Genomic DNA, 20,596 nt, shown 5'->3' with positions numbered 1-20,596 from the left:
TTGCTGCACCCGGGGAGCTTTTAAAAAAGGGGCCTAAGTAAGGGCCTTTGGGGTCCTCCGATTTTACGGCGCCGGGGGCGGGGGGGTGGGCGGCCTGGGCCCGCGCCGCGGCCCGCCGCTCCCGGCGGTCCGCGTGCAGGATGGAGCGCATCAGGAGGATGAAGAGCACGAGCAGGCCCACCGAGGGCAGCAGTGCGGCGATCGCGTCCACCCCACCAGGGTACGTCCGCCCCCCGCGGCCCCTCGCCGCCCCAGGCTCCCCCGGGCCCGCCTCAGCGCGGCTTGACCAGCGGGAAGAGGATCGTCTCGCGGATGCCCAGGCCGGTCAGGGCCATGAGCAGGCGGTCGACGCCCATGCCCATGCCCCCGGTGGGCGGCATCCCGTGCTCCTGCGCGCGCAGGAAGTCCTCGTCGATGCGCATGGCCTCGTCGTCGCCCAGGGCGGCCAGCCGGGCCTGCTCGGTGAAGCGTTCGCGCTGCACCACCGGGTCGACCAGCTCGGAATACCCGGTGGCCAGCTCGAAACCGCGCACGTACAGGTCCCACTTCTCCACCACGCCCGCCACCGAGCGGTGCGCGCGCACCAGCGGGGACGTTTCCACCGGGAAGTCGCGCACGAACGTCGGCGCGTGCAGGGAATCGGCCACGAGGTGTTCCCAGAGTTCTTCCACGAGCTTTCCGTGGGTGGCGCGCGGGACGTCGACGGCCACGCCGAGGCGCTCGGCCACCGCGAGCAGGTGCTCGCGCGGGGTCTCGGGCGTCACCTCCTCGCCGAGGGCCGCCGACAGCGACGGGTACATCGACAGGCTCGTCCACTCCCCGCCCAGGTCGTACTCCTCGCCGTCGGCGAGGGTGACGACCTGCGTGCCGAACGCCTCCTGCGCGGCGGTCTGCACCAGCGAGCGGGTCAGCTCGCCGATGCTGTCGTAGTCGCCCCACGCCTCGTAGGCCTCGAGCATCGCGAACTCCGGCGAGTGCGTGGAGTCCGCGCCCTCGTTGCGGAAGTTGCGGTTGATCTCGAAGACCTTCTCGATGCCGCCGACGACGCAGCGCTTGAGGAACAGCTCGGGTGCGATGCGCAGGTACAGGTCGGTGTCGAAGGCGTTGGAGCGCGTGGCGAACGGGCGCGCGGACGCCCCGCCGTGCAGCGTCTGCAGCATCGGCGTCTCGACCTCGAGGAAACCGCGGTCCTCCAGGGTGCGGCGCAGCGAGCGCACCACCGCCGAGCGGGCGCGCACGTTCGTGCGGGCGGCCTCGCGGACCACCAGGTCGACGTAGCGCTGGCGGACGCGGCTCTCCTCCGACAGCTCCTTGTGCAGCACCGGCAGCGGCCGCAGCGCCTTGGCCGCCATCCGCCAGGAGTCGGCCATCACCGACAGCTCACCGCGCTTGGAGGCGACGACCCGCCCGTGCACGAACACCAGGTCGCCGAGGTCCACGTCGGCCTTCCACGCGGCCAGGGCGTCCTCGCCCACGCCGGCCAGCGACACCATCGCCTGCAGGCGGGTGCCGTCGCCCTCCTGCAGGGTGGCGAACGCCAGCTTGCCCGTGCCGCGCAGGAACACCACGCGGCCGGTGACGCCGACGAGGTCGTCGGTCTCCTCGCCCGGGGCCAGGTCCGCGTGGCGCTCGCGCACCTGCGCCAGCGACGTCGTGCGGGGCACCGCCACGGGGTACGCCTCGCCGCCCGCCTCGAGGATGCGGTCGCGCTTGGCGCGGCGGACCAGCACCTGCTCGGGCAGGTCCCCGAACTCCTCGAGGTCCTCCGCGTGCACCGCGTCCACCGTGCCGGCCTGCGTCTCGCTCACCGCCCCAGGCTATCCGCGCACCACCCGGCCTCCCGACCGCGCGGGACCGTCCGGACGGGTGGTCCGGCGCGCAGGAGGGGTTCAGCCGGGGCGGCCGACGACCAGGGGCGCGTTGTCGATGAGGCGGGTGGAGCCGACGCGCGCGGCGAGCGCCAGCAGGGCCTCGCCGCGGTGGTGCTCGGGCAGGTCGGCCAGCGTGGCCGGGTCGACGAGGGCCAGGTAGTCCACGCGGGCGGCGGGTTCGCGCAGCAGCACGTCGCGGGCCGCTCGGCGCACGGCGCTGGGTCCCTCGGGGGCGGCGGCCTGGCCGGCGCGCAGGGCGCGGCCCAGCACCAGGGCGACCTCGCGGTCGAAGGGGGTCAGGTAGCGGTTGCGGCTGGACAGCGCCAGGCCGTCCTCCTCGCGCACGGTGGGCACGGCGACGACCTCGACGCCCAGGTCGAGGTCGCGGACCATGCGGCGCACCAGCAGCAGCTGCTGGGCGTCCTTCTGCCCGAAGAACGCCAGGTCGGCGCGGGTCAGGTGCAGCAGCTTGGCGACGACGGTGAGGACGCCGTCGAAGTGGCCGGGGCGGCTGGCGCCCTCCAGCACCTCCCCCAGCGGGCCCGCGCTGACCCGCACGAGCGGGTCGCCGTCGGGGTAGACGACGTCGGGTCCGGGGGCGAACACGACGTCGGCGCCGCAGTCCGCGGCCAGTTCCAGGTCGGCGTCCAGGGTGCGCGGGTAGCGGGCCAGGTCCTCCCCCGGGCCGAACTGCAGCGGGTTGAGGAACACCGTGACCAGCACGGAGGCGGCGCGCTCGCGGGCGCGGCGGACCAGCTCGGCGTGCCCGGCGTGCAGGGCGCCCATCGTCATGACGACGGCGACGGGCCCGGGCAGGGCGTCGCGGGCGGCGGTGAGCTCGGCCCGGGTGCGGGCGACGACGAGCTGGGTCACGGGGCGGGGTTCCTCTCGGCGAGCGCGGCGGCGACGGCCTGCGCCGGCGCCGCGCCCACCCTGCCGGAGGCGCTCAGGCGCTCCAGCGCCGCCCCGGCCAGCTGCGCGTAGGTGGCGGCGGTGGTGGCGCCCGCGCGCTCGCGCAGGACGGCGAGGTGGGCGGCGACGGTCCCGGCGTCGCCGCGGGCCACCGGCCCGGTCAGGGCGGTGGCGGGGGCGGTGAGCGCGTTGTCGAGGGCAGCGGTCAGCAGCGGGCGCAGCACGGTGGCGGCCTCGTCGCCGACGGCGCCGCGGGCGGCGTCGAGGGCCTGCTGCACGAGGGTGACGAGGTGGTTCGCGCCGTGCGCGAGGGCCGCGTGGTACAGCGGGCGGTCGTCCTCGGCGACGTGGACGGGCACGGCGCCCCACTCGCGCACGAGGGCCTCGGCGACGGGGACGAGGACGGGCGCGACGGTGACGGCCACGGCGCAGCCGGACAGGCGCGGGACGTCCAGCGAGGTGCCGGTGAACGTCATGGCCGGGTGCAGCGCCATCGTCAGCGCCCCGGCCGCGGCCAGCGGCGCGAGCACGCCGGTGCCGCGCCGGCCGCAGGTGTGGGCGACGAGCTGCCCCGGGCGCACGTGCGCGGCCAGCCCCGCGGCCACTCCCGGCAGCTCGTCGTCGGGCACGGCGAGCAGCACGAGGTCGGCGGCGGCCGCGGCGGCCGGGTCGGTGGTCAGCGGGACGCCGGGCAGCAGCGCCTCGACGCGGTCGGCGGCGTCGAGGGTGCGGGCGGTGACCGCGACGACGCGGTGCTGCGCCGCGCGCAGCACCGCCCCCAGGACCGGGCCGACCCGCCCGGCCCCGACCACCGCCACGTCCAGCCGTCCCGCCCCGCCCGCGCTCACGGCAGGACCCTACGAGCTCGCTGCGGGACGTGACGGCCGAAGACGGTCCCGCCGGTTCCCGCTGCAGTAGGGTCCGGGCCCATGGGCCGACGACACGGAGCCTGGATCCGGTACGGCGACCCCGTCGACGACGCGCAGGTCGCCTTCGCCGCCGAGCACTACCGGGTCGCGATCCTGCAGCCGTGGGAGACCAGCGTCCTGGAGCGGCTGAAGGTCGCGAACCCCGACCTGGTCGTGCTGACCTACCAGTGCCTCTCCTCCACGAGGAGCTATGAGCCGGGCCCCCTCCACACCTCGGGCGTCAGCCACGAAGAGGCCGAGGAGGCCGGCGAGCACTGGTTCGCGCACCGGCTCGACGGCAGCCGCATCGAGTGGAACACCTACCCCGGGCACTGGCAGATGGCCGTCTGGGACGAGGAGTACCGGGAACGTTGGTGCGACAACGTGTCCGACCTCCTCGAGGACAGTCCCTGGGACGGCGTGATGGCCGACAACGACGTCTTCGACGACTACTACGGCCTGAACCCTCCGCTCGAGGGTGGTCGGGAGATGAGCGACCTGCGGCAGGCTCTCGAGCAGCTGGTCGTGGCCGCCGGTGAGCGCCTGCGCTCCGCGGGCAAGCTCCTCGTGCCGAACATCGCCGAGTCGAGGCGCGAACCGGGCCGCTGGCAGCGGCACGCGGCGTACGGCGGCGGCTTCGAGGAGGTCTGGCTGGGCTGGTCGCCGCAGGACTGGTTCGACCCCGAGACCGTCCTCGCGCAGGCTTCGCAGGTGGCCGGCCCCGGCCTGACGATCATGCGTGTGCCGAGCGACGGCACGGACGAGCACCCCGCTTTCCGGTACGGCGTCGCGATGTTCTGGGTCTTCGGCGGCGGAACCGGTGGCGCCGTCACCGCGACGGCTCACGACGGGTACTCGGTGACCCCCTGGATCCCCGAACTGGACGTCGACCTGGGGACGCCGACCGGGGACCCCGTCCAGCGGGGCAACGGCTGGTCCCGCACCTTCACCAACGGCTGGGCGGTGGCCAACACCAACACCGCCAAGCGCCGGAAGATCGCTTACGACGTCCCGGAGGGACTCGTCGACGCGGAGGGCCGACCCGCTCCCCAGCGGGTGGTCCTCCAGCCGCACGAGGGGGCGGTGTTCGTCCGCGACCCCTCCGCCTGAGGGAGGGCGCTGACGCGCTCGTCCTCAAGGCGAGTCCGACGGGCGTCGATGCACCGGCATGCTCCGGTGCTTCGCCGCCGCGGTCGCCGTCGCCACGGCGGGTGCGCTCGCTGCCCTCCCGCTGCCGACGGCGGCTGCCTCCGAGACCGCGCCAGCGGTCACGCAGACGTCGTACACCGACTCCGGGAGCGCGGTGGCCAACCCCGAACGGGGGTTCTACCGCTACACGGACACGCACCACCGGGCCGACGGGTCGGGACGCGTCCCGCTCGACGAGGCTCAGCTCGTGCGGTGGCGCACCGGTGCCGGGACGACGCTGGTGTACCGCGTCTACTACCTCGAGGGGTTCGTGGACCGCGACGCGCTGCCGGTCACCTACCTGCAGCAGGTGGCCGCCGACCTGGACACGGCGCGCCGGGCGGGTGTGAAGCTCGTCGTCCGCTTCGCCTACAGCGAGGACACCGACGTCGACGCGCCCGCGGACCGCGTCGTGGCCCACGTGCGCCAGCTGGTCCCCGTGCTCAACGCCGGGGCCGACGTGCTGCAGGCCGTGCAGGCCGGCTTCGTCGGGCGGTGGGGCGAGTGGTACTACTCGCGCAGCTTCACCAGCGACCCGCAGCGACCCTGGCTGCTCTCCGACGCCGACTGGGCGGCCCGCTCGAAGGTGCTGCGCGCCCTGCGCGACGGGTTGTCCCCCGACGTCCGGTTGCAGGTCCGCTACCCGCAGGTCGCGCAGCGCCTGCTCCCCGGGGACCAGCGGACCGGCGTCCACAACGACTGCTTCCTGGCCAGCGACGACGACTTCGGCACGTTCCGCGACGACACCGACCGGGCGTGGCTGGCGGAACGTTCCCGCACGGCGCTCGTGGGCGGTGAGACGTGCGCGACCGCGGGAACCCGGTCCTCCCTGCCATCCGCGCTGACCGACCTGCGCAGGTACGGCTGGACGTACCTGAACCGGGACTTCCACCTCGGGGTCCTGGAGTCCTGGGGCACGCAGGGGCTCGCGGACGTCGAGGCCAGGCTGGGGTACCGGCTGGCGCTGGTGACCTCCAGCGTGCCGAGGTCGTTGGCTGCCGGTGAGCGCGGCACCGTCGCCTTCAGCCTGGTGAACTCGGGGTTCGCGGCTCCGCTGAGCAGCCGGCCGGTCGACCTCGTCCTGGTCGACACCTCCGGGCGGGTGGCCTCGCGGACGAGGGTGCCCCTGGACACGCGGACGCTGCGGCCGGGGACGACCACTCCCGTCGAGGTGGCTGTGCAGGCGCCCGCACCGGGTGAGTACCGGGTGGCCCTGGCCCTGCCCGACGCCCACCCGCAGCTGGCGGCACGCCCCGAGTACGCCGTCCAGCTCGCCGAGGACGGCGGCTGGGACGGTGCGCGGGGCTTGAACCTGCTGTCCGGGACGCTGTCGGTGGCCGCGCCCACCGCGCCCCTCACGCCCCCCGCGCCGGCGCCCGCCGCGACGCGCAGCGTCGCCGTGAGCAGCCTGACCCCCACCTCGAGCAGCAACGGCTGGGGCCCCGTCGAGCTCGACCGCAGCAACGGCGAGCGGGCCGCCGGCGACGGCCGCACCCTGCGGTTGAGGGGTCGCAGCTTCAGCACCGGCCTGGGCGTCCACAGCTCCTCCGACGTCACGTTGCCGCTACCGGCAGGCGCGACGCGGTTCACCTCGACCATCGGTGTGGACGACGAGACCGCGGGACGCGGCAGCGTCGTCTTCAGCGTCTACGTCGACGGCCGCCTCGCGCACCGCAGCGGGACGCTGACGGGGACGTCACCCGCGCAGAGCGTGTCCGTCCCCCTCAGCGGCGCGCGCACCCTGCGGCTGTCGGTGCGCGACGCGGGAGACGGCACGTCCCACGACCACGCCGACTGGGCCGGTGCGGTGGTCGAGGTGCCAGCGAGCTGAAGCCGGCCGCCGTCAGGAGGTGCGCTCGCGGCGCACCGCGGCGTCCTCCGTGAGGTCGATGACCGCGGCGCTCCCGAGGCGCGTGCTCTGCGCGGGGACGGCGCCCTCGAGCTCGGCGACCTCGAGGCCACCCATCTCCTTGTAGAGCCGGTTGTAGGCGCCCATCGCGTCCTCGAGCTGGAAGAAGCCGGCGACCCGCCCCCGGGCGTTGGAAGCCAGTTCGGCGTACAGGAGAGGGTCCCCCATGAGCCGCTGGAGGTTCTCGGCCATCTCCTCCACGTAGTCGGGTCGCACGAGCAGACCGCACGGCCCCCACGTCCGGCCGCCCGGAGTGGTCAGGGGGTCGTCGATGAGCTGCGCCATGCCCCCGACCTCGGTCCCGACCGTGGGGATCCCCGCGGTCATGGCCTCCAGGACGACGATCGGCTGGCCCTCGTTGTGGCTCGGCAGGACCAGCACGTCGAACTCGGGCAGCAGCTCGCGCACGTTCACGGTCCCGCGGAAGACGAAGTAGTCCTCGACCTCCAGCGTCCGGGCCTTCTCGCGGCACAGCATGTAGTAGTCCGGGGTGTGGTCGGTCGGACCGAGCACGTCGACGCGGAAGTTCGTGATGCCACGGGACACCAGGAGGGCGACGCTGGAGATGAGGTCGGCCAGGCCCTTGATCGGCACGACCCGCGCGATGTAGACGAGCCGCCAGACGCGCTCCGGGTCACCGGCGAGGATGCCGGGCAGCGCCTCTCCGCGAGCACGAGCGGCGTCGGCGAACTCCTGCACGACCATGCCGTTGGGGATGACGACGCTCTTCTCGACGGGTGCGCCCAGGTCCGCCGCCTCCGTGATCGCCTTGGGGTACAGGTAGCTGATGGCCTCGGCGCTGGGGTAGCAGAAGCGGCCCATCTCGATCCACCAGGCCATCCAGGCGCGCTCCCGGGCGCTGACGTCGAAGGTGCGGTAGTCGGCGGCCGTGAGCGTCAGCGCCATGTTCCGGTCGAGCAACGTGTTGACGGTGTCGCGCACGTACAGGTTGTGCTCGGTCAGGAAGAACCGCCCGCCGTTCTGCCGGGCCGCCGCTGCGCCCAGGAGAGAGGCGTACCCGGTGGTGTGGGCGTGGTACACGCGGGCCTTCGGCAGGTCGTCGCTGAGCAGCGCGTAGGCCAGGGAGAAGAACTCGCGCATCGTCCAGAAGGTGTCGACGAGCGACAGGCCCAGCGCCGGCAAGCGGTCGCGCGTCGCCTCCATGAACTCCTGGGACCCGAGCAGGGCCCAGATCGGGTACGTCGCGGTGCGTGGGTTCATGCCCTCGTCGTACAGCTGCCACATCGGGCCCGGGTCGCCCGCGACGACGCTCTCCAGCGCGTCGAACACCCGGTGGGCCAGCCGCTCACGGCCCGCGGGCCGCAGGCCCAGGAGGCGGGGGCTGAGCGCCATGAAGTCGTCGCGGTGCTCCTGCATGCTCAGGTAGACGGGGCGCACCCACTTCACGTTGGCCGGCACGCCGTAGAGGTCCTCGTGCGGAGCCGCGCGGTCCCACGTGATGTGGATGATGCCGAACGTCAGGTCCTGGTTGCCGCGCACGATGTCGTGGACGACCGCCGACACACCGCCCTTGAGGTACGGGTAGGTGGACTCCATGACGATGGCCACGTCCACGTCGACGTACGTGGTGGAGTTCTGCTGCACGAGGGGTCTCCAGGGTGCGCGGGTCAGCGGAGGACTGTGGGGTCGCCGTGTCACCAGGCGGTGGCGTGGCGCCAGAAGAGCGTGTACTCCGGGCTGCGCCAGCGCTCGAAGCACACCCGCATGGCGACGACCAGCAGCACGGCCTCCACGACGGTCAGGGCGATGTAGGCGCCCGCAGGGCTGGCAGTGGTGGTGAACGCCGTGATGCACGCGACCAGGTGCACCCCGCCGATGACCTGCGCCGGGAGGCGATGACCGATGTAGTCGAGCTTGTAGCTCAAGATCGTCACCATCATGAAGAACCACGAGGCGACGGCGACCGCCGCGAACAGGCGGACGTCCTGACCACCGGCGAGGGCGGCGCCGACGCTCAGCACGAGCGCGAGGACCGCGCCCACGGCACCGCTGCGGGCGACGGTGACGGTGACGGTGTCGAACATGCGGCGCGAGCGGTCGGCGAGCGCGCTGTAGGTGTCCTGCTCCATGGCGACCCGGAGCCCTGCGACGGAAGCGTCGAAGCGGGGCGCCAGGCGCACGAAGTAGTAGTTGTAGGCCAGGACCGCGGGGAGGAGGGCCACGAACACCAGCTGCACCGCGAACTGACCGCCGGTCACGAAGAAGAGCAGCAGCTTGTCCGACCACAGCACCGCCCCGAGCGCGAGGCCGCGCAGGAGGTCGCTCGCCACGTCGCGGTGGTCGAGGCGCGCCGGACGCCGGAGGCTGAGCAGGTGGTGCCGCAGCGGCACCAGCTGCACCGCGAGCCCGGTCAGCGCCGGGAGGAACCACAGGGTCGGCGCGACGAGGAGCGCGGCGGCGTACGCGGACCACGCGAGCGCCCAGCGCTCGCGCCGACGCCCCACGTTCGTCACCACGAGCGCCTGCGCGAAGGCGACGTGCAGGACGCACAGCCCGACATAGACCGCGAGGGCTCCGGCGCTCCAGCGCGTGACGACGGCGACGGGGACCGTGAAGAGGACGACCGCGGGCAGCGACTGCAGGAAGGTGGTCGGCCAGACCTCGCAGAAGCGGCGGTCGATCTTCTGCATGTCACCTTCGAGGACCAGGTGACCGATCCCCCGGTACAGGGGGAGGCAGACGGCCTGGCTGATCCACGGCACCGTCAAGGACGAGGCCAGCAGCACGGACGTCAGGCCGGTGCCGCCGACGGTCGTCTCGGCGATGCGACTGCTGGCGAGGGGGAAGACGACCATCAGGAGGGCGACCGGCGACAGGTGCAGCGCCATCTCCCGCAGGCCCCGGACACCGCGCGCCGTGCTCCCCGGCAGGGGCTCGCCGGCGCGGCGGTGACGTCCTGCGCCCGACCGCCCCACGAGGAGGAGCACGGTGACGACGACGGCTGCGAGCACCGCCGGGACGCGGGGGTCGACGAGGCCGACGGCGGCCGTGGCGACGAGAGCCGTGGCGGTGACGAGCACTGCCGATCGCGCAGGCCCTGGCGACGGGACGAGGAGCGCTGCGGCGGCGAGGGGACGGCGGTCCGCGAGGACACGGGTGATGGGGTGCGACACGACTGGCCACTTCTTCTCGTGGCGCAGCCCCCCGCGCCCACCGACAAAGTGCTGTCGTCGTTGACTGCCGGGACGGACCCCGACGCACCGCGGGTACTCGGTCCCGCTGACGCCGGCGAGCTTAACTGCTCCGGACGGGTGAAACGGCGAACTTCGGGTGACGGACAGGAAACACTACTCACTGCAATTCTTCAGTTACGAGAAGTACCGGGAACGCCGACGGCCCCGCCGCGCGGGTGCGCGACGGGGCCGTCGGTGGGTCGTCCCGGAGTTCAGCCGCCGAGGATCGCGGCCTGCTCGGCGCGCAGGGCGTCGATGAGCCGGCCCTCCGGCAGGACGACGTCGTCGTAGGTGAGGACCTGGTCCTTCTTCACGTCGCGCTTGAGGACGCAGCCCTCGGCGACGCCCATCGGGAGCAGGTCCTGCGCCTTCGTCACGTCGTAGCGCTCGGCCACGCCGTAGGTGTCGTACCCGCCGAGGCGGTCGATCTCCTTGCCGGCCGCGAGGTCGGTCTTGGCCGTGGTGACGACCTCGACGTGCACGCGGTCGGAGGGCACGATCGCGGCGTCGGCGAAGAGCACCGCGCGGGCCACGGTGAGCGGCACCTCGAAGTGGCACAGGTGGTACGGCGTGTAGAAGGAGTACAGCGGTCCCTCGCCCAGCTTGTAGAGGTTGAGGTAGTGCTGCTGCTTCGGGTCGTCGTGGGTGCCCAGGACGTACACGCCCGGGCCGGGCTTGGACCCGACGACGTAGTCGACGACGCCGCCGAGCTCCTTCAGCTGCTCGACGTCGTACTTCCCCGTCAGCTCGTCGACGTGGCCGTGGTGGTCGGCGCCGCGCATGCCGCGCCGCTCCACGGTGAACCCGGCCGCGTTGGCGACGAGGGCCTGCTCGAACGACACCTTCGTGCCGTCGGCGAAGCTCGTCACCATGTACGGGTCCTGGCCCCACTTCCTCGCGAACCCCTCCTGGGTGGTGGGGTTGCGGTACTCGTCCTGCAGGCCCTTGATGTTGCCGGCCACCAGCGGCGTGACGCCGATGGAGCGCACGAACCGCAGCAGGTTCATCTGCACGCCGGGCTGGTCGCCGTCGGCGCCGGTGTAGACGACGCCCGCCTTGTCGGCGCGGGTGCGCAGCGCGAGACCGGCGGTGCCGTCGACCTCGGCGTTCAGCAGCACGACGTGCTTGCCGGCCTCGATGGCCCGCACGACGACGTGGGCGCCGTACTCGGTGTTGCCGGTGGCCTCGACGACGGCCTCGACCTGCCCGGCGTCCACGACGGCCTCGTAGCTGGCGGAGACGACGGGGTGCCCCTGGGCGATGGCGCGGTCGACGCCGGCGGCGTCGTCCGCCTCCACGACACCGGTCAGCCCGGCCTGCTCGTAGGCGTCGCGGGCCTTGGACACGGTGCGGTTGGCGATGGCGACGAGCTCCATGCCGGGCACGGAGTTCACGACCTGGTTGACGACGCCGCGGCCCATGAACCCGGCCCCGACGAGCGCCACGCGGATCGGGCGGCCCTCGGCCTGGCGCTGCTGCAGCGCCTTGTCGACGATGATCACGACAGCACCGCCCCGTCGGCCAGCAGCGTCCAGCTCTTGTCCTTCTCGCTGATGACGGCCACGTCGCGCGCCCACGGCAGCGCGAGGTCCGGGTCGTCGTAGCGCAGGCCGCGCTCGGTGCCCGGGGTGTACTTCTGGCTCACCTGGTACACGACCTCGGCGCCGTCGGTCAGCGTGAGGTAGCCGTGCGCGAAGTACGGCGGCACGTACAGCGCGCGCCGGTTCTCCGCGGTCAGCTCGACGGCCACGTGCTGCAGGTACGTGGGCGAGCCGGCGCGCAGGTCGACGATGACGTCCTGGACGGCGCCGGCGGTGCAGCGCACCAGCTTGGCCTCCGGGGCGGGGTCGACCTGGGTGTGCATGCCGCGCAGCGTGCCCGCCAGGTGGTTGTACGACAGGTTGCACTGCTCGACGGCGGGCACGAGCCCGGCGGCCTCGAACTCGTCGCGGCAGAACGTGCGGGCGAAGAACCCGCGCTCGTCGGCGCGCTCCTCGAGGTCGACGATCGCGACGCCCTCGATCGCGGTGGTGCTGATCCTCACGCGCTCACGCCCTCCGAGCCGGCGAACTTGCGCCAGAACAGGTCCTTGTCGAGCTGCTCGGTGCGGATGAGGTGCTCCAGCTGCTTGAGGCGGGTGTGCCCGCGGCCGGTGAAGGTGGCCTCGTCCAGGTCGATGGCCTTGAACACCTCGACGAGCTGGGCGGCGCCCCTGTCGGCGTCCCAGTCGCAGGAGAAACCGGGCAGCGAGGCGTGGATCTTGTCGAAGTTCACCTTGTAGCTGCGGTTGTCGCCGTTGCTGCGCCCGAAGGTGACCTGCGCCTCGGGCAGCGCGCGGCCGACGGCCTCGGCGATCTCGCGCACGCGGTAGACCTGCTTGGAGTCGCCCACGTTGAACACCTGGTTGTGGATCGCCTCGCGCGGGGCGTCGAGCACGGCGCGGATCGACTTGGCGATGTCCAGGCCGTGCACGAGCGGGCGCCACGGCGAACCGTCGGACGTCATGGCGATCTTGCCGGTGGTGAACGCCAGACCCGCGAGGTTGTTCAGCACGATGTCGAAGCGCTGGCGCGGGGAGGCGCCGTAGGCCGTCGCGTTGCGCATGAACGTCGGCGAGAAGTCGTCGTCGGCCAGCGGCGCGACGTCGCGCTCGACGAGCGCCTTGCACTCGGCGTAGGCGGTCTGCGGGTTCACGGGCGAGGTCTCGTCGACGGTGTCCTCGGCCACCCCGTAGACGGAGCAGCTGGACATGTAGACGAAGCGCTGCACGCCGGCGCGCTTGGCGGTCTCGGCCAGGCGCACGGAACCCTTGTGGTTCACGGTGAACGTGACGTCGGGGATGAGCTCGCCCAGCGGGTCGTTGGACAGCTCGGCCATGTGGACGACGGCGTCGGCGCCGGCGAGGTCGGCCTCGGTGACGTGGCGGATGTCCTTGGCCAGCGTCTGCACCGACGCCGTGACGCCGTTGTAGAGCCAGCCGTTGCGGTAGTAGCCGGTGTCGATGCCGACGACCGAGTGGCCGGCGTCGAGCAGGGTCGGGGCGAGCAGGCAGCCGAGGTAGCCCTCGGTGCCGGTGACGACGATCTTCACGGGTGTTCTCCGGTTCCCTCGGTCCTCAGTCTTCCCAGATCTTCCACGGCGCCTGGCCGGAGTCCCAGAGCTTGTTGAACTCGGTCCACTCGCGGAAGGTGTCCATGCCCAGCCAGTAGCCCTCGTGCTTGGAGACGGTCAGCTGGCCGTCGCGGGCGACGGTCTGCAGCGGCTTCTGCTCCAGCATCATGTCCGGGTCGTCCTCGAGGTACTTGTCCGCGAAGGCGCGGTCGAAGACGAAGAACCCGCCGTTGACCCAGCCGTCGGCCAGCGTCGGCTTCTCGTTGAACTCGGTGACGGTGTCGCCGGTGACGTGCATCTCGCCGTAGCGCGAGCTGGGGTGGACCGCGGTGACGGTGGCCAGGCGGCCACCGGCCTCGTGGTCGCGCAGCGTCTTGGCGATGTCGACGTCGCCGAGGCCGTCGCCGTAGGTCAGGACGAACTTGTCGGCGGTCAGGTGCTGCTCGACGCGCTTGATGCGGGCCGCGGTGGCGGTGGTCAGGCCCGTCTCGACGAACGTGATCTCCCAGTCCTCCTGCACCCCGTCGGCGTGGTACGTCGGGGCGTCCTGCGAGGACAGGTTCAGCGTGAAGTCGCCGGCGTTGAGGCGGTAGTCCAGGAAGTACCGCTTGATCATGTCGCTCTTGTAGCCCAGGCACAGCACGAACTTGCGGAAGCCGTGCGCGCTGTAGAGCTTCATGATGTGCCACAGGATCGGCCGGCCGCCGATGTCGACCAGCGGCTTGGGCAGCTTCTCGCTGGCCTCGCGCAGCCGGGTGCCCATGCCTCCGCAGAGGATGACCACGGGGATCTCGGACACGGGCGTCTGCGTGCTCATCGGCACTTCCCTCACTGATCGAGTCGTCGGTCATCGACACGTGGGGGCCGCACGACGCTGCCCGGCCCCGGACGGGGCACGGGTGGACGTCTGGAGCGGCGGCGCGACCCCCCACGAACCGCGCTGCCACCGGCGTCCGGGTGCGCTGCGACGTTACTACAGCGCACTGATCACGGAGCGTGAACTTCACTCCTTCGGGCGGACATCAGCCCGCCCGCACCTCAGTCCTGACGCATCGAAATCAGGAGGTCACGCAGCGGAGTCATCGCGTCCTGCCAGGACACCGCCCCGCTCTCCGCGACCCGCTCGGCGGCCCGCCGGCCCAGCTCCGCGGCGCGGGCGGGGTCGCCCAGCAGCGCGACCAGCGCGTCGGCGAACTCCTGCGCGCCGTCGGCGACCTCGACGACGTCGCGGTGCACCTCCAGCCCCTCCAGCCCCAGCGACGTCGTCAGCACCGCGCGCCCCCGGCTCAGCGCCTCGACCAGCTTGATCTTCGTCCCGCCGCCGGACAGCAGCGGCACCACGCACACGTCGGCCTCGGCGTAGAACGGGTCGACGCTCGGCACGTCGGAGCGGAACTCCGTGCCCTCCGGCTCCCCGGACTCGCGCGGGTGCACCTGCGCCAGGTTGCGGCCCACGGCCGTGAACCGCGCCCGCGGCTCGCGCTCGTGCACCAGCGGCCACACCTCGTCCAGGAACCAGCGCAGCGCCTGCTTGTTCGGGCCGTAGTCGGCGGCCCCCACGAACAGCGCGCGCCCCAGACCGGGCGCCGGCTGCGGCGCACGGCCCGCGGTCGTCACCCCGTTGGGCACGAACACCGTCTCCACGCCGTTGGCGCGCAGCACCTCCTGGTCGCGGCGGCTGCAGGCGGTGACGTGCCGGGCCCGCCGCGCGGCGGCCACCTCGTACCGGCGGAACCGCTCGACCTCGGGAGCCAGCAGGCGGCCCAGCACCGGGCGCTCGGTGCGCAGCCGCCGCTCCAGCAGGTCGGCCTCCACGTTGTGCAGGTCCAGCACGTCCACGTCCACGCCGGCCGGCACGTTCACGGCCATCTGCGGGAAGTCCACGTGCAGCACGTCACCGGGGCGCAGCTCGCGGCGCAGCAGCCCGTGCAGCGCCGGGGAGAACCACTTGCCCGCGAAGGCGGACGCGCGCAGCACGGCGCCCGGGCGCGGCGACGGCGAGCCGACGTGGTGCACCGTCACGTGCGCGGGCAGCTGCTCGCGCCAGTCAGGCCACTCGTCGAACCCGGTCACCTGCACGTCGTCGAACACCTGCGCGTAGGCGTCCAGGACGGCGCGCGAGCGCTGCCGCCCCCCGGAGTCGGTGCGCGACGGCAGCTGCTTGAGCACCACCCACGCCCGGCGGCCCCCCGCCCGCTGCTGCTCCTGCTGCTCCTGCTGCTCCGGCGCCATGCGCTCCGGTCCCCCCTCGAACGTCCCGCGGTCGGCCCCTCTCTACCAGACCGCCCCGCGGCGCGGCCCCGGAGCGGACCCGGCGAGGACCGGACGTGCACGGGTGCTCGCCCACGTCACCCGGACGGCCCCCGTGCGGGTGACGCGCGGGCGACGGGCGGGCCAACTCCACCGCCGCGTGCCGTCGTGCACCTATCCTGGCCGTGACACACGACACGCGGTACGGGCGGGACCGGGGGGAACGGGTCCGCTGGCCGGGGGGACGGGGGAGACGTGACGGTGGACGTGCGGACCGAGGCGGCGACGGACGACGGGGCGGGAGGAGCCGCCGGTCCGGTGACCGCGGACGGGCGCGTGCGCCACCCCGCGGACCCGGCGCGCAGCTTCGACGCGGAACTGGTCCTGGTCAGCTACAAGAGCGCCCACCAGCTGCGCGAGCTGCTGGCCGGGCTGCCCGAGCAGCTGCCCGTGGTCGTCGTGGACAACGCGTGCGACGCCGACGGCGTGCGCGCCGTCGTCGAGGCGCGCCCGCGCGGGCGCTACGTGGACTCCGGCGGCGGCAAGGGGTTCGCCCGCGCCGCCAACCTGGGCGCGCGCAGCTCCACCCACGAGTTCGTGGTGTTCGGCAACCCGGACTCCCGCCCGACCGTCGCCGCGTTCGCGCAGATCCTCGCCGACGTCGCCGACGACCCGACCTGCGCGGCCAGCGCCGCGACGATGGTGGGCGTCGACGGGCACGTCGAGCTGGGCGTCGGCGGCTGGGAGCCCACCGTGCGCCGGGCCCTCGTGCACTCCGCGGGCCTGCACAAGCTCATGCCCCGCGCCGGCCTGTACGCCAAGCCGCGCCCCGGCGAGGACCTCACCGTCGACTGGACGACCGGCGCGTGCATGGCGGTGCGCCGCAGCACCTTCGTCGAGCTGGGCGGTTTCGACGAGGAGTTCTACGTCTACAACGAGGACATGGCCTTCGGCCGCGCCGCCCGCGAGAGGGGCCTGCACGAGAAGCTGCGCACCGACGTCCTCGTCCCGCACGCCGCCGGGGGTTCCGGCGCGCCGTCGCTGGAGATGCTGCGGCTGCGCGGGGCGGCGATGTCGCGGTACCTGGCACGCCACCACGGCGCGCCGTCGCACCGGCTGCTGACGACGGCGCTGGCCGCCGGGTACGCCGTGCGGGCCGCGCAGCGCACGGTGCTGCGCCAGCCCGACCGCGCCAGCCAGCACTGGGCCTACGTCAAGGGCGTGACCACGGGCCGCGCCAGCGTGGCCGGCAAGGTGGTCATGGAGCGCTCCCCGCGCGTGCCCTGACGGGCGGGACCCCCGCGGCCCGGGCGCACGCAGCGCCGGGGCGCGGGGTCGTCCCCGGGCTCGGCCTCAGCGGGCGGGCTTGTCCCACTTCAGGACGCGGTCGCCGCGCAGGAAGCGGCGCATCCCGCCCACGGCCACGACCTGCAGGTACAGCACCTGGGCGGCCACGCGGCCGGGCAGCGGGACGCGGCGGCCCTTCTCCTGCGCCACGAGGGCGGCCGCGGCGACGGCGTGCCCGGCGAGGAAGACCTGCGCGGTGCGGCTGCGCCGGGCCGAGCCGGCGGCCAGCCCGAGCAGGGCGACGTGGCTGAGCGGGCCCAGGGTGGAGCGCCACAGCTTGTGGCCCCACAGCTCGGCGCTGACGAGGCCGCGCGCGGGCGAGAGCAGGTGCCTCTTGCGCCACATGACCCACAGGCCGCCGCCCAGCACGCGCGTCTTGCGCTCCCACGACAGGTCGATCGAGCCGATGGACGGCTCGGTCATCAGCGCGCGGGGCTCGTAGGCCACCGACCAGCCGCGGTCCATGACGTCGAGGGCGACCCAGAAGTCGTCGTTGGAGATGTCGGTGGGGATGGGCTCCCACGCCTCGCGGCGGACGGCGCACAGGCCGCCGTCCAGGCCCAGCGTGGTGCCCAGGCGCGCCTCGTTGCGCTTGATCCAGCTCTCGAAGCGCCAGTAGGCCAGCTCGCCGCCCTCGCCCTCCAGCTTCTCCCCCGCCACGGCGCCCGTGCCGGGCGCGAGCAGCGCGGAGACGAGGTAGGCGATGGCGTCGTACTCCAGCTCGGAGTTCGCGTCGCTGATGACGACGAGGTCGTGGGTGGCCGCGCGCACACCGGCGTTGAGGGCCTGCGACTTGCCGCCCCGCTCGGCCAGCAGCAGCACGCGCGCGCCGGCGGTGCGGGCCGCGTCGGCGGTCGCGGGGTCGCCGTCGGCGACGACGAGGACCTCCAGCTCGCCCTGGTAGCCGTTCTTGCGGACGTTGTCGACCTTGGCGGCGATGACGCCCTGCTCCAGGTACGCCGGCACCAGCACGGTGACACCCGGCCACTCCTGCGGCGCCTCGACCTGCGGCGGGCGCTTGGCGCGGGCCGCCAGGTGCAGGGCCACGGGGTACACGAGGTGCCCCACGGCGGTGGACGTCGCCAGGGCGACGGCGAGCGCGGACCGTGCAACGGTCATGGTTCCCCCCACGGGTGCTGGCGCCTCGGGCGCCCGGTCTGCGTCCCCCTCCGCGCACCCCCCGGCCGCACGGAACGGCACTGACAGTACCCGCGGGGGCACGCGACGGGGAAGTCGCGGCGCACCACGGGTGCGCCGACCGGGGCCGCTCGACCCGGATCTCACCTGCAGTACCGATTCCACCACTCACAGTCGCGAAACGTGAGCGACACGACGGACCCCGGCCGCGACCGGGGGTCGCGACCGGGGTCCGGTCAGCGGGTGCGCTCGCGCGCAGCGGGCCTCAGAACAGCTCGCGGTACTTCGCCGCGGACCTCGGCATGCGGGTGCCCTCGGTCAGCAGCCAGCGCTTGCCGTCGATGTCGCAGTTGAACTGCACCTCGTACAGCAGCTTGCCCGCGCCGGTGCCGCCGTTGGCGCGGAAGAAGTCGAACATGCCCTGCACGAACGCGGGCGAGTCGCCGTTGTCGGCGTTGCCGGACCACTCCGAGACCGACAGCGGCAGCCCGACGCTCTTGGCGAAGGCCAGGTGCTGGGCCAGGCCCTTGGGGGCTCCGAAGCCGTCGACCTGCTGCAGGGAGGAGGCGAACGTCGCCGCGTCACCCGCGTACGGGTACTGGTTGTAGTAGTCCACGCCCATCACGTCGACGAACTGCGCGCCCGGGAAGGTCTTGCGCCAGTCGACGCCGGAGTTCACGGACTCGCGGTTGACGTTGAAGACCAGCTTGGCGCCCGGGAACACCTCCTTCTGCAGCGCCCGGTAGCGCTTCCACGCGGCGACGAAGTCCTGCGCGTTGCCCGCGTTGACGCTCCACGGGTACCAGTTGCCGTTCATCTCGTGCGCGAAGCGGATGTAGACCGTGCCGGGGCGGTTGCCCCACTTCGTGCGCAGCGTCGTCAGCGAGGCGCGCCAGCGGGCGTCGTAGGCGCCGCGAGCGGCGGCCGACCAGCTCTCGCCGCGGTCGAACGCGCCGACCGCGACGTCGAGGTCGCCGGTCCAGCTGCCGTACTCGGCGCCGCGGTCCAGCTGCCAGAAGTTCGCGGCGGCGGTGTTGTTGTCCGACCACGTCGCGGCGATGCCCACCTGCGAGCCGCGCCAGGCGCCGAAGGCGCCGGAGGCGACACCGACGCCGGAGGCGCCGGACTTCCACGGGCCGGCCGTGGCGGGGACGGGAGCGGGAGCGGGGGTGGGAGCGGGGGCGGGAGCCGGGACGACGGGCGCGGGCGCCGGGGACGGGCTCACGGGCCGGGGGTTCTGCACGACGGCACCGGCGGTGACCGGGACGACCTGCACGGCACCGACCTTGGCGTGGTTGCGGGTGGCGGAGAACCCGAGGTCCAGCGAGCCGTCGGCGACGGTGACGCGGAACGTGCGGTCCACCGCGGTGTCCTTGCCCGCGACGGCGAACAGGTCGAGGTCGGTGACGACGCGCGTCCCCTCGGCGGTGACGGAGAAGACGCGGGCGCCCTTGGCGCCGAAGTACGTCTCGGCCATCTTCAGCGTCACGTCGTAGGTGCCGTTCGGCACCTGCGCGCGCCAGGCGCTCATGCCCCAGTGCTCCGACTGGTACAGGCGGTCGTCGACGGTGCCGCGGATGTCGTTCGAGGTGACGGAGGGCACCTGGTACCCGCCGGTGAAGCCGGTGCCGGCGGACCACGTGTTCCCGGCGGCGTCCGTCACGGCGCTCCCCTGCGTGCTGACGCGCACGGTCGCGCCGTTCGCGGAGGCGGAGGAGGCGCCGACGGTGGTCAGGCCGGCGGCGGCGACGGCGACGGCGGTGGCGGACAGCAGGAACCTGGTGGTGGCGCGCATGGGGCGTTGACCTCGTTCGATGGTGGGGGGACGCTGCGCGCGGCGGGCGCGCGGCGGTCCCGGTGCGGTCGTCCGGGGCGGCTCGGGAAGCGTTCTGGTGGTGCGGAGGTCCACTGGGGTGCTGCAGGTGTTCTCGGGGAGCCCCCGGAGGGCCTTGAGCCCGAACGGCGGGAAAGCTGTAACGCGGGCGCACCACTGCGCGATGGACTCCCCCGACCTCCACGCGCCGTGACGAGCGCGGGCGGGGTTGCGCCGATCGGGTGACCGCCGCGCGAGGAACGCGCACGCACGGTGACAGCGCCTCCCCGGACCGTGCTCGCACCGGTAACCTCCGACCGAGCGGGGCGCCAGCGCCCCGCCGTGGCGGGCCGGCACCGGTCCCGCCGGGACACCAGCACCAGCGACACCGACGCAGGGGGGACCGTGCGACTGCACGTCGTCTACCGCACGCACGGCGGCGAGAACGCCAAGGGACGCCCGGCGTGGTACTCCAAGGAGGTCGCGCTGCAGTCGTTCCTGCGCGCGGTCGAGCGCGCCCGCGGCGAGGGCCTGGACGTCGAGCTCGTCGTCCTGGGCGACGGGCCGCTGGACCCGGCGACGACGGAGCTGGCGCGCGCGTGGGGCGACCTGGTGACGATCAGCGCCGGCGACAACCGGCGCAGCTACCTGCACGCCGTCTCGCTGCCGCGGCGGCGCGACTGGCCGGCCGACGACCTCGTCCTCCTCGCCGAGGACGACTACCTGTGGCGCCCGGACGCGCTCGTGGAGCTGGTCGCCGCCGCGCGCACGCACCCGGACGCGGACTACCTCGCCCCGTACGGCCCCGGGGGGGGGGGGGGGGGGGGGGGGGGGGGGGGGGGGGGGGGGGGGTGGGCGGGGGGGGGGGGGGGGGGGGGGGGGGGGGGGGGGGGGGGGGGGGGGGGGGGGGGGGGGGGGGGGGGGGGGGGGGGGGGGGGGGGGGGGGGGGGTGGGGG

At 73.6% G+C, this 20,596-nt stretch carries 15 protein-coding genes and 2 pseudogenes; 4 read left to right on the top strand and 13 right to left on the bottom strand.

Annotated features, from left to right (window positions below; all coding sequences use genetic code 11):
* The 4 genes and pseudogenes from ACRYMY_RS17605 to ACRYMY_RS17590 form a co-directional block, all read right to left on the bottom strand.
* Positions 1-211: pseudogene (locus tag ACRYMY_RS17605) on the bottom strand (hypothetical protein); the annotation flags it as partial.
* A gap of 61 nt (positions 212-272) precedes the next feature.
* Complete coding sequence (gene lysS / locus ACRYMY_RS17600) at positions 273-1,775, bottom strand: lysine--tRNA ligase (protein ID WP_432548519.1); 1,503 nt, start codon at positions 1,773-1,775, stop codon at positions 273-275.
* A 114-nt stretch (positions 1,776-1,889) separates the two neighbouring features.
* A complete protein-coding gene (gene panC, locus ACRYMY_RS17595; protein ID WP_432548518.1) occupies positions 1,890-2,744 on the bottom strand; it encodes a pantoate--beta-alanine ligase in 855 nt (284 codons plus the stop codon).
* Positions 2,741-3,631: a Rossmann-like and DUF2520 domain-containing protein gene (locus ACRYMY_RS17590; RefSeq protein WP_432548517.1), complete on the bottom strand. Its 891-nt coding sequence runs from the start codon at positions 3,629-3,631 to the stop codon at positions 2,741-2,743. Before ACRYMY_RS17590 ends, panC begins: the two co-directional genes overlap by 4 nt.
* Positions 3,632-3,712: 81 nt before the next feature.
* Here ACRYMY_RS17590 and ACRYMY_RS17585 point away from each other — a divergent pair, with 81 nt between their 5' ends.
* Both ACRYMY_RS17585 and ACRYMY_RS17580 read left to right on the top strand, forming a co-directional pair.
* Complete coding sequence (locus ACRYMY_RS17585; protein WP_432548516.1) at positions 3,713-4,801, top strand: putative glycoside hydrolase; 1,089 nt, start codon at positions 3,713-3,715, stop codon at positions 4,799-4,801.
* A gap of 58 nt (positions 4,802-4,859) precedes the next feature.
* The gene (locus ACRYMY_RS17580) at positions 4,860-6,710 is read left to right on the top strand and encodes a DUF4832 domain-containing protein (protein ID WP_432548515.1); all 1,851 of its coding nucleotides are present in this window, start codon (positions 4,860-4,862) and stop codon (positions 6,708-6,710) included.
* A gap of 12 nt (positions 6,711-6,722) precedes the next feature.
* Here the strand turns inward: ACRYMY_RS17580 and pelF are convergent, their stop codons facing one another.
* From pelF to ACRYMY_RS17545, 7 genes are all read right to left on the bottom strand, one after another.
* Positions 6,723-8,393, bottom strand: a complete 1,671-nt coding sequence (gene pelF, locus ACRYMY_RS17575; protein WP_432548514.1) for a GT4 family glycosyltransferase PelF — start codon at positions 8,391-8,393, stop codon at positions 6,723-6,725.
* 50 nt (positions 8,394-8,443) lie between these two features.
* On the bottom strand, positions 8,444-9,829 hold the full coding sequence (locus ACRYMY_RS17570; RefSeq protein WP_432548513.1) for a hypothetical protein: 1,386 nt from the start codon (positions 9,827-9,829) through the stop codon (positions 8,444-8,446).
* A 365-nt stretch (positions 9,830-10,194) separates the two neighbouring features.
* The gene (locus ACRYMY_RS17565; RefSeq protein WP_432548512.1) at positions 10,195-11,484 is read right to left on the bottom strand and encodes an NAD(P)H-dependent oxidoreductase; all 1,290 of its coding nucleotides are present in this window, start codon (positions 11,482-11,484) and stop codon (positions 10,195-10,197) included.
* Positions 11,481-12,026, bottom strand: coding sequence for a dTDP-4-dehydrorhamnose 3,5-epimerase (rfbC, locus tag ACRYMY_RS17560; RefSeq protein ID WP_432548511.1), 546 nt, complete (start codon positions 12,024-12,026; stop codon positions 11,481-11,483). The genes ACRYMY_RS17565 and rfbC overlap by 4 nt, the downstream gene beginning before the upstream one ends.
* The gene (locus ACRYMY_RS17555; RefSeq protein WP_432548510.1) at positions 12,023-13,072 is read right to left on the bottom strand and encodes an NAD-dependent epimerase/dehydratase family protein; all 1,050 of its coding nucleotides are present in this window, start codon (positions 13,070-13,072) and stop codon (positions 12,023-12,025) included. Before ACRYMY_RS17555 ends, rfbC begins: the two co-directional genes overlap by 4 nt.
* Positions 13,073-13,097: 25 nt before the next feature.
* The gene (rfbF, locus tag ACRYMY_RS17550; protein ID WP_432548509.1) at positions 13,098-13,910 is read right to left on the bottom strand and encodes a glucose-1-phosphate cytidylyltransferase; all 813 of its coding nucleotides are present in this window, start codon (positions 13,908-13,910) and stop codon (positions 13,098-13,100) included.
* Positions 13,911-14,131: 221 nt separating this feature from the next.
* Positions 14,132-15,325: a glycosyltransferase family 4 protein gene (locus ACRYMY_RS17545; protein ID WP_432548508.1), complete on the bottom strand. Its 1,194-nt coding sequence runs from the start codon at positions 15,323-15,325 to the stop codon at positions 14,132-14,134.
* Between the two features lie 273 nt (positions 15,326-15,598).
* Between ACRYMY_RS17545 and ACRYMY_RS17540 the strand changes: the two genes are divergently transcribed.
* On the top strand, positions 15,599-16,630 hold the full coding sequence (locus ACRYMY_RS17540) for a glycosyltransferase family 2 protein (RefSeq protein ID WP_432548507.1): 1,032 nt from the start codon (positions 15,599-15,601) through the stop codon (positions 16,628-16,630).
* Positions 16,631-16,696: 66 nt separating this feature from the next.
* On the opposite strand, the gene ACRYMY_RS17535 is transcribed toward ACRYMY_RS17540, so the two are convergent.
* Both ACRYMY_RS17535 and ACRYMY_RS17530 read right to left on the bottom strand, forming a co-directional pair.
* Positions 16,697-17,809 (bottom strand): glycosyltransferase, encoded by a 1,113-nt coding sequence (locus ACRYMY_RS17535; protein WP_432548506.1) that lies wholly within the window; start codon positions 17,807-17,809, stop codon positions 16,697-16,699.
* A gap of 283 nt (positions 17,810-18,092) precedes the next feature.
* Positions 18,093-19,622: a malectin domain-containing carbohydrate-binding protein gene (locus ACRYMY_RS17530; protein ID WP_432548505.1), complete on the bottom strand. Its 1,530-nt coding sequence runs from the start codon at positions 19,620-19,622 to the stop codon at positions 18,093-18,095.
* Positions 19,623-20,045: 423 nt separating this feature from the next.
* Between ACRYMY_RS17530 and ACRYMY_RS17525 the strand changes: the two are divergent.
* Positions 20,046-20,596: pseudogene (locus ACRYMY_RS17525) on the top strand (hypothetical protein); the annotation flags it as partial.

The sequence above is a fragment of the Kineococcus haloalkalitolerans genome, from assembly GCF_050871905.1.
Taxonomy (GTDB): domain Bacteria; phylum Actinomycetota; class Actinomycetes; order Actinomycetales; family Kineococcaceae; genus Kineococcus.
This window is presented reverse-complemented; position numbering and strand designations above follow the sequence as displayed.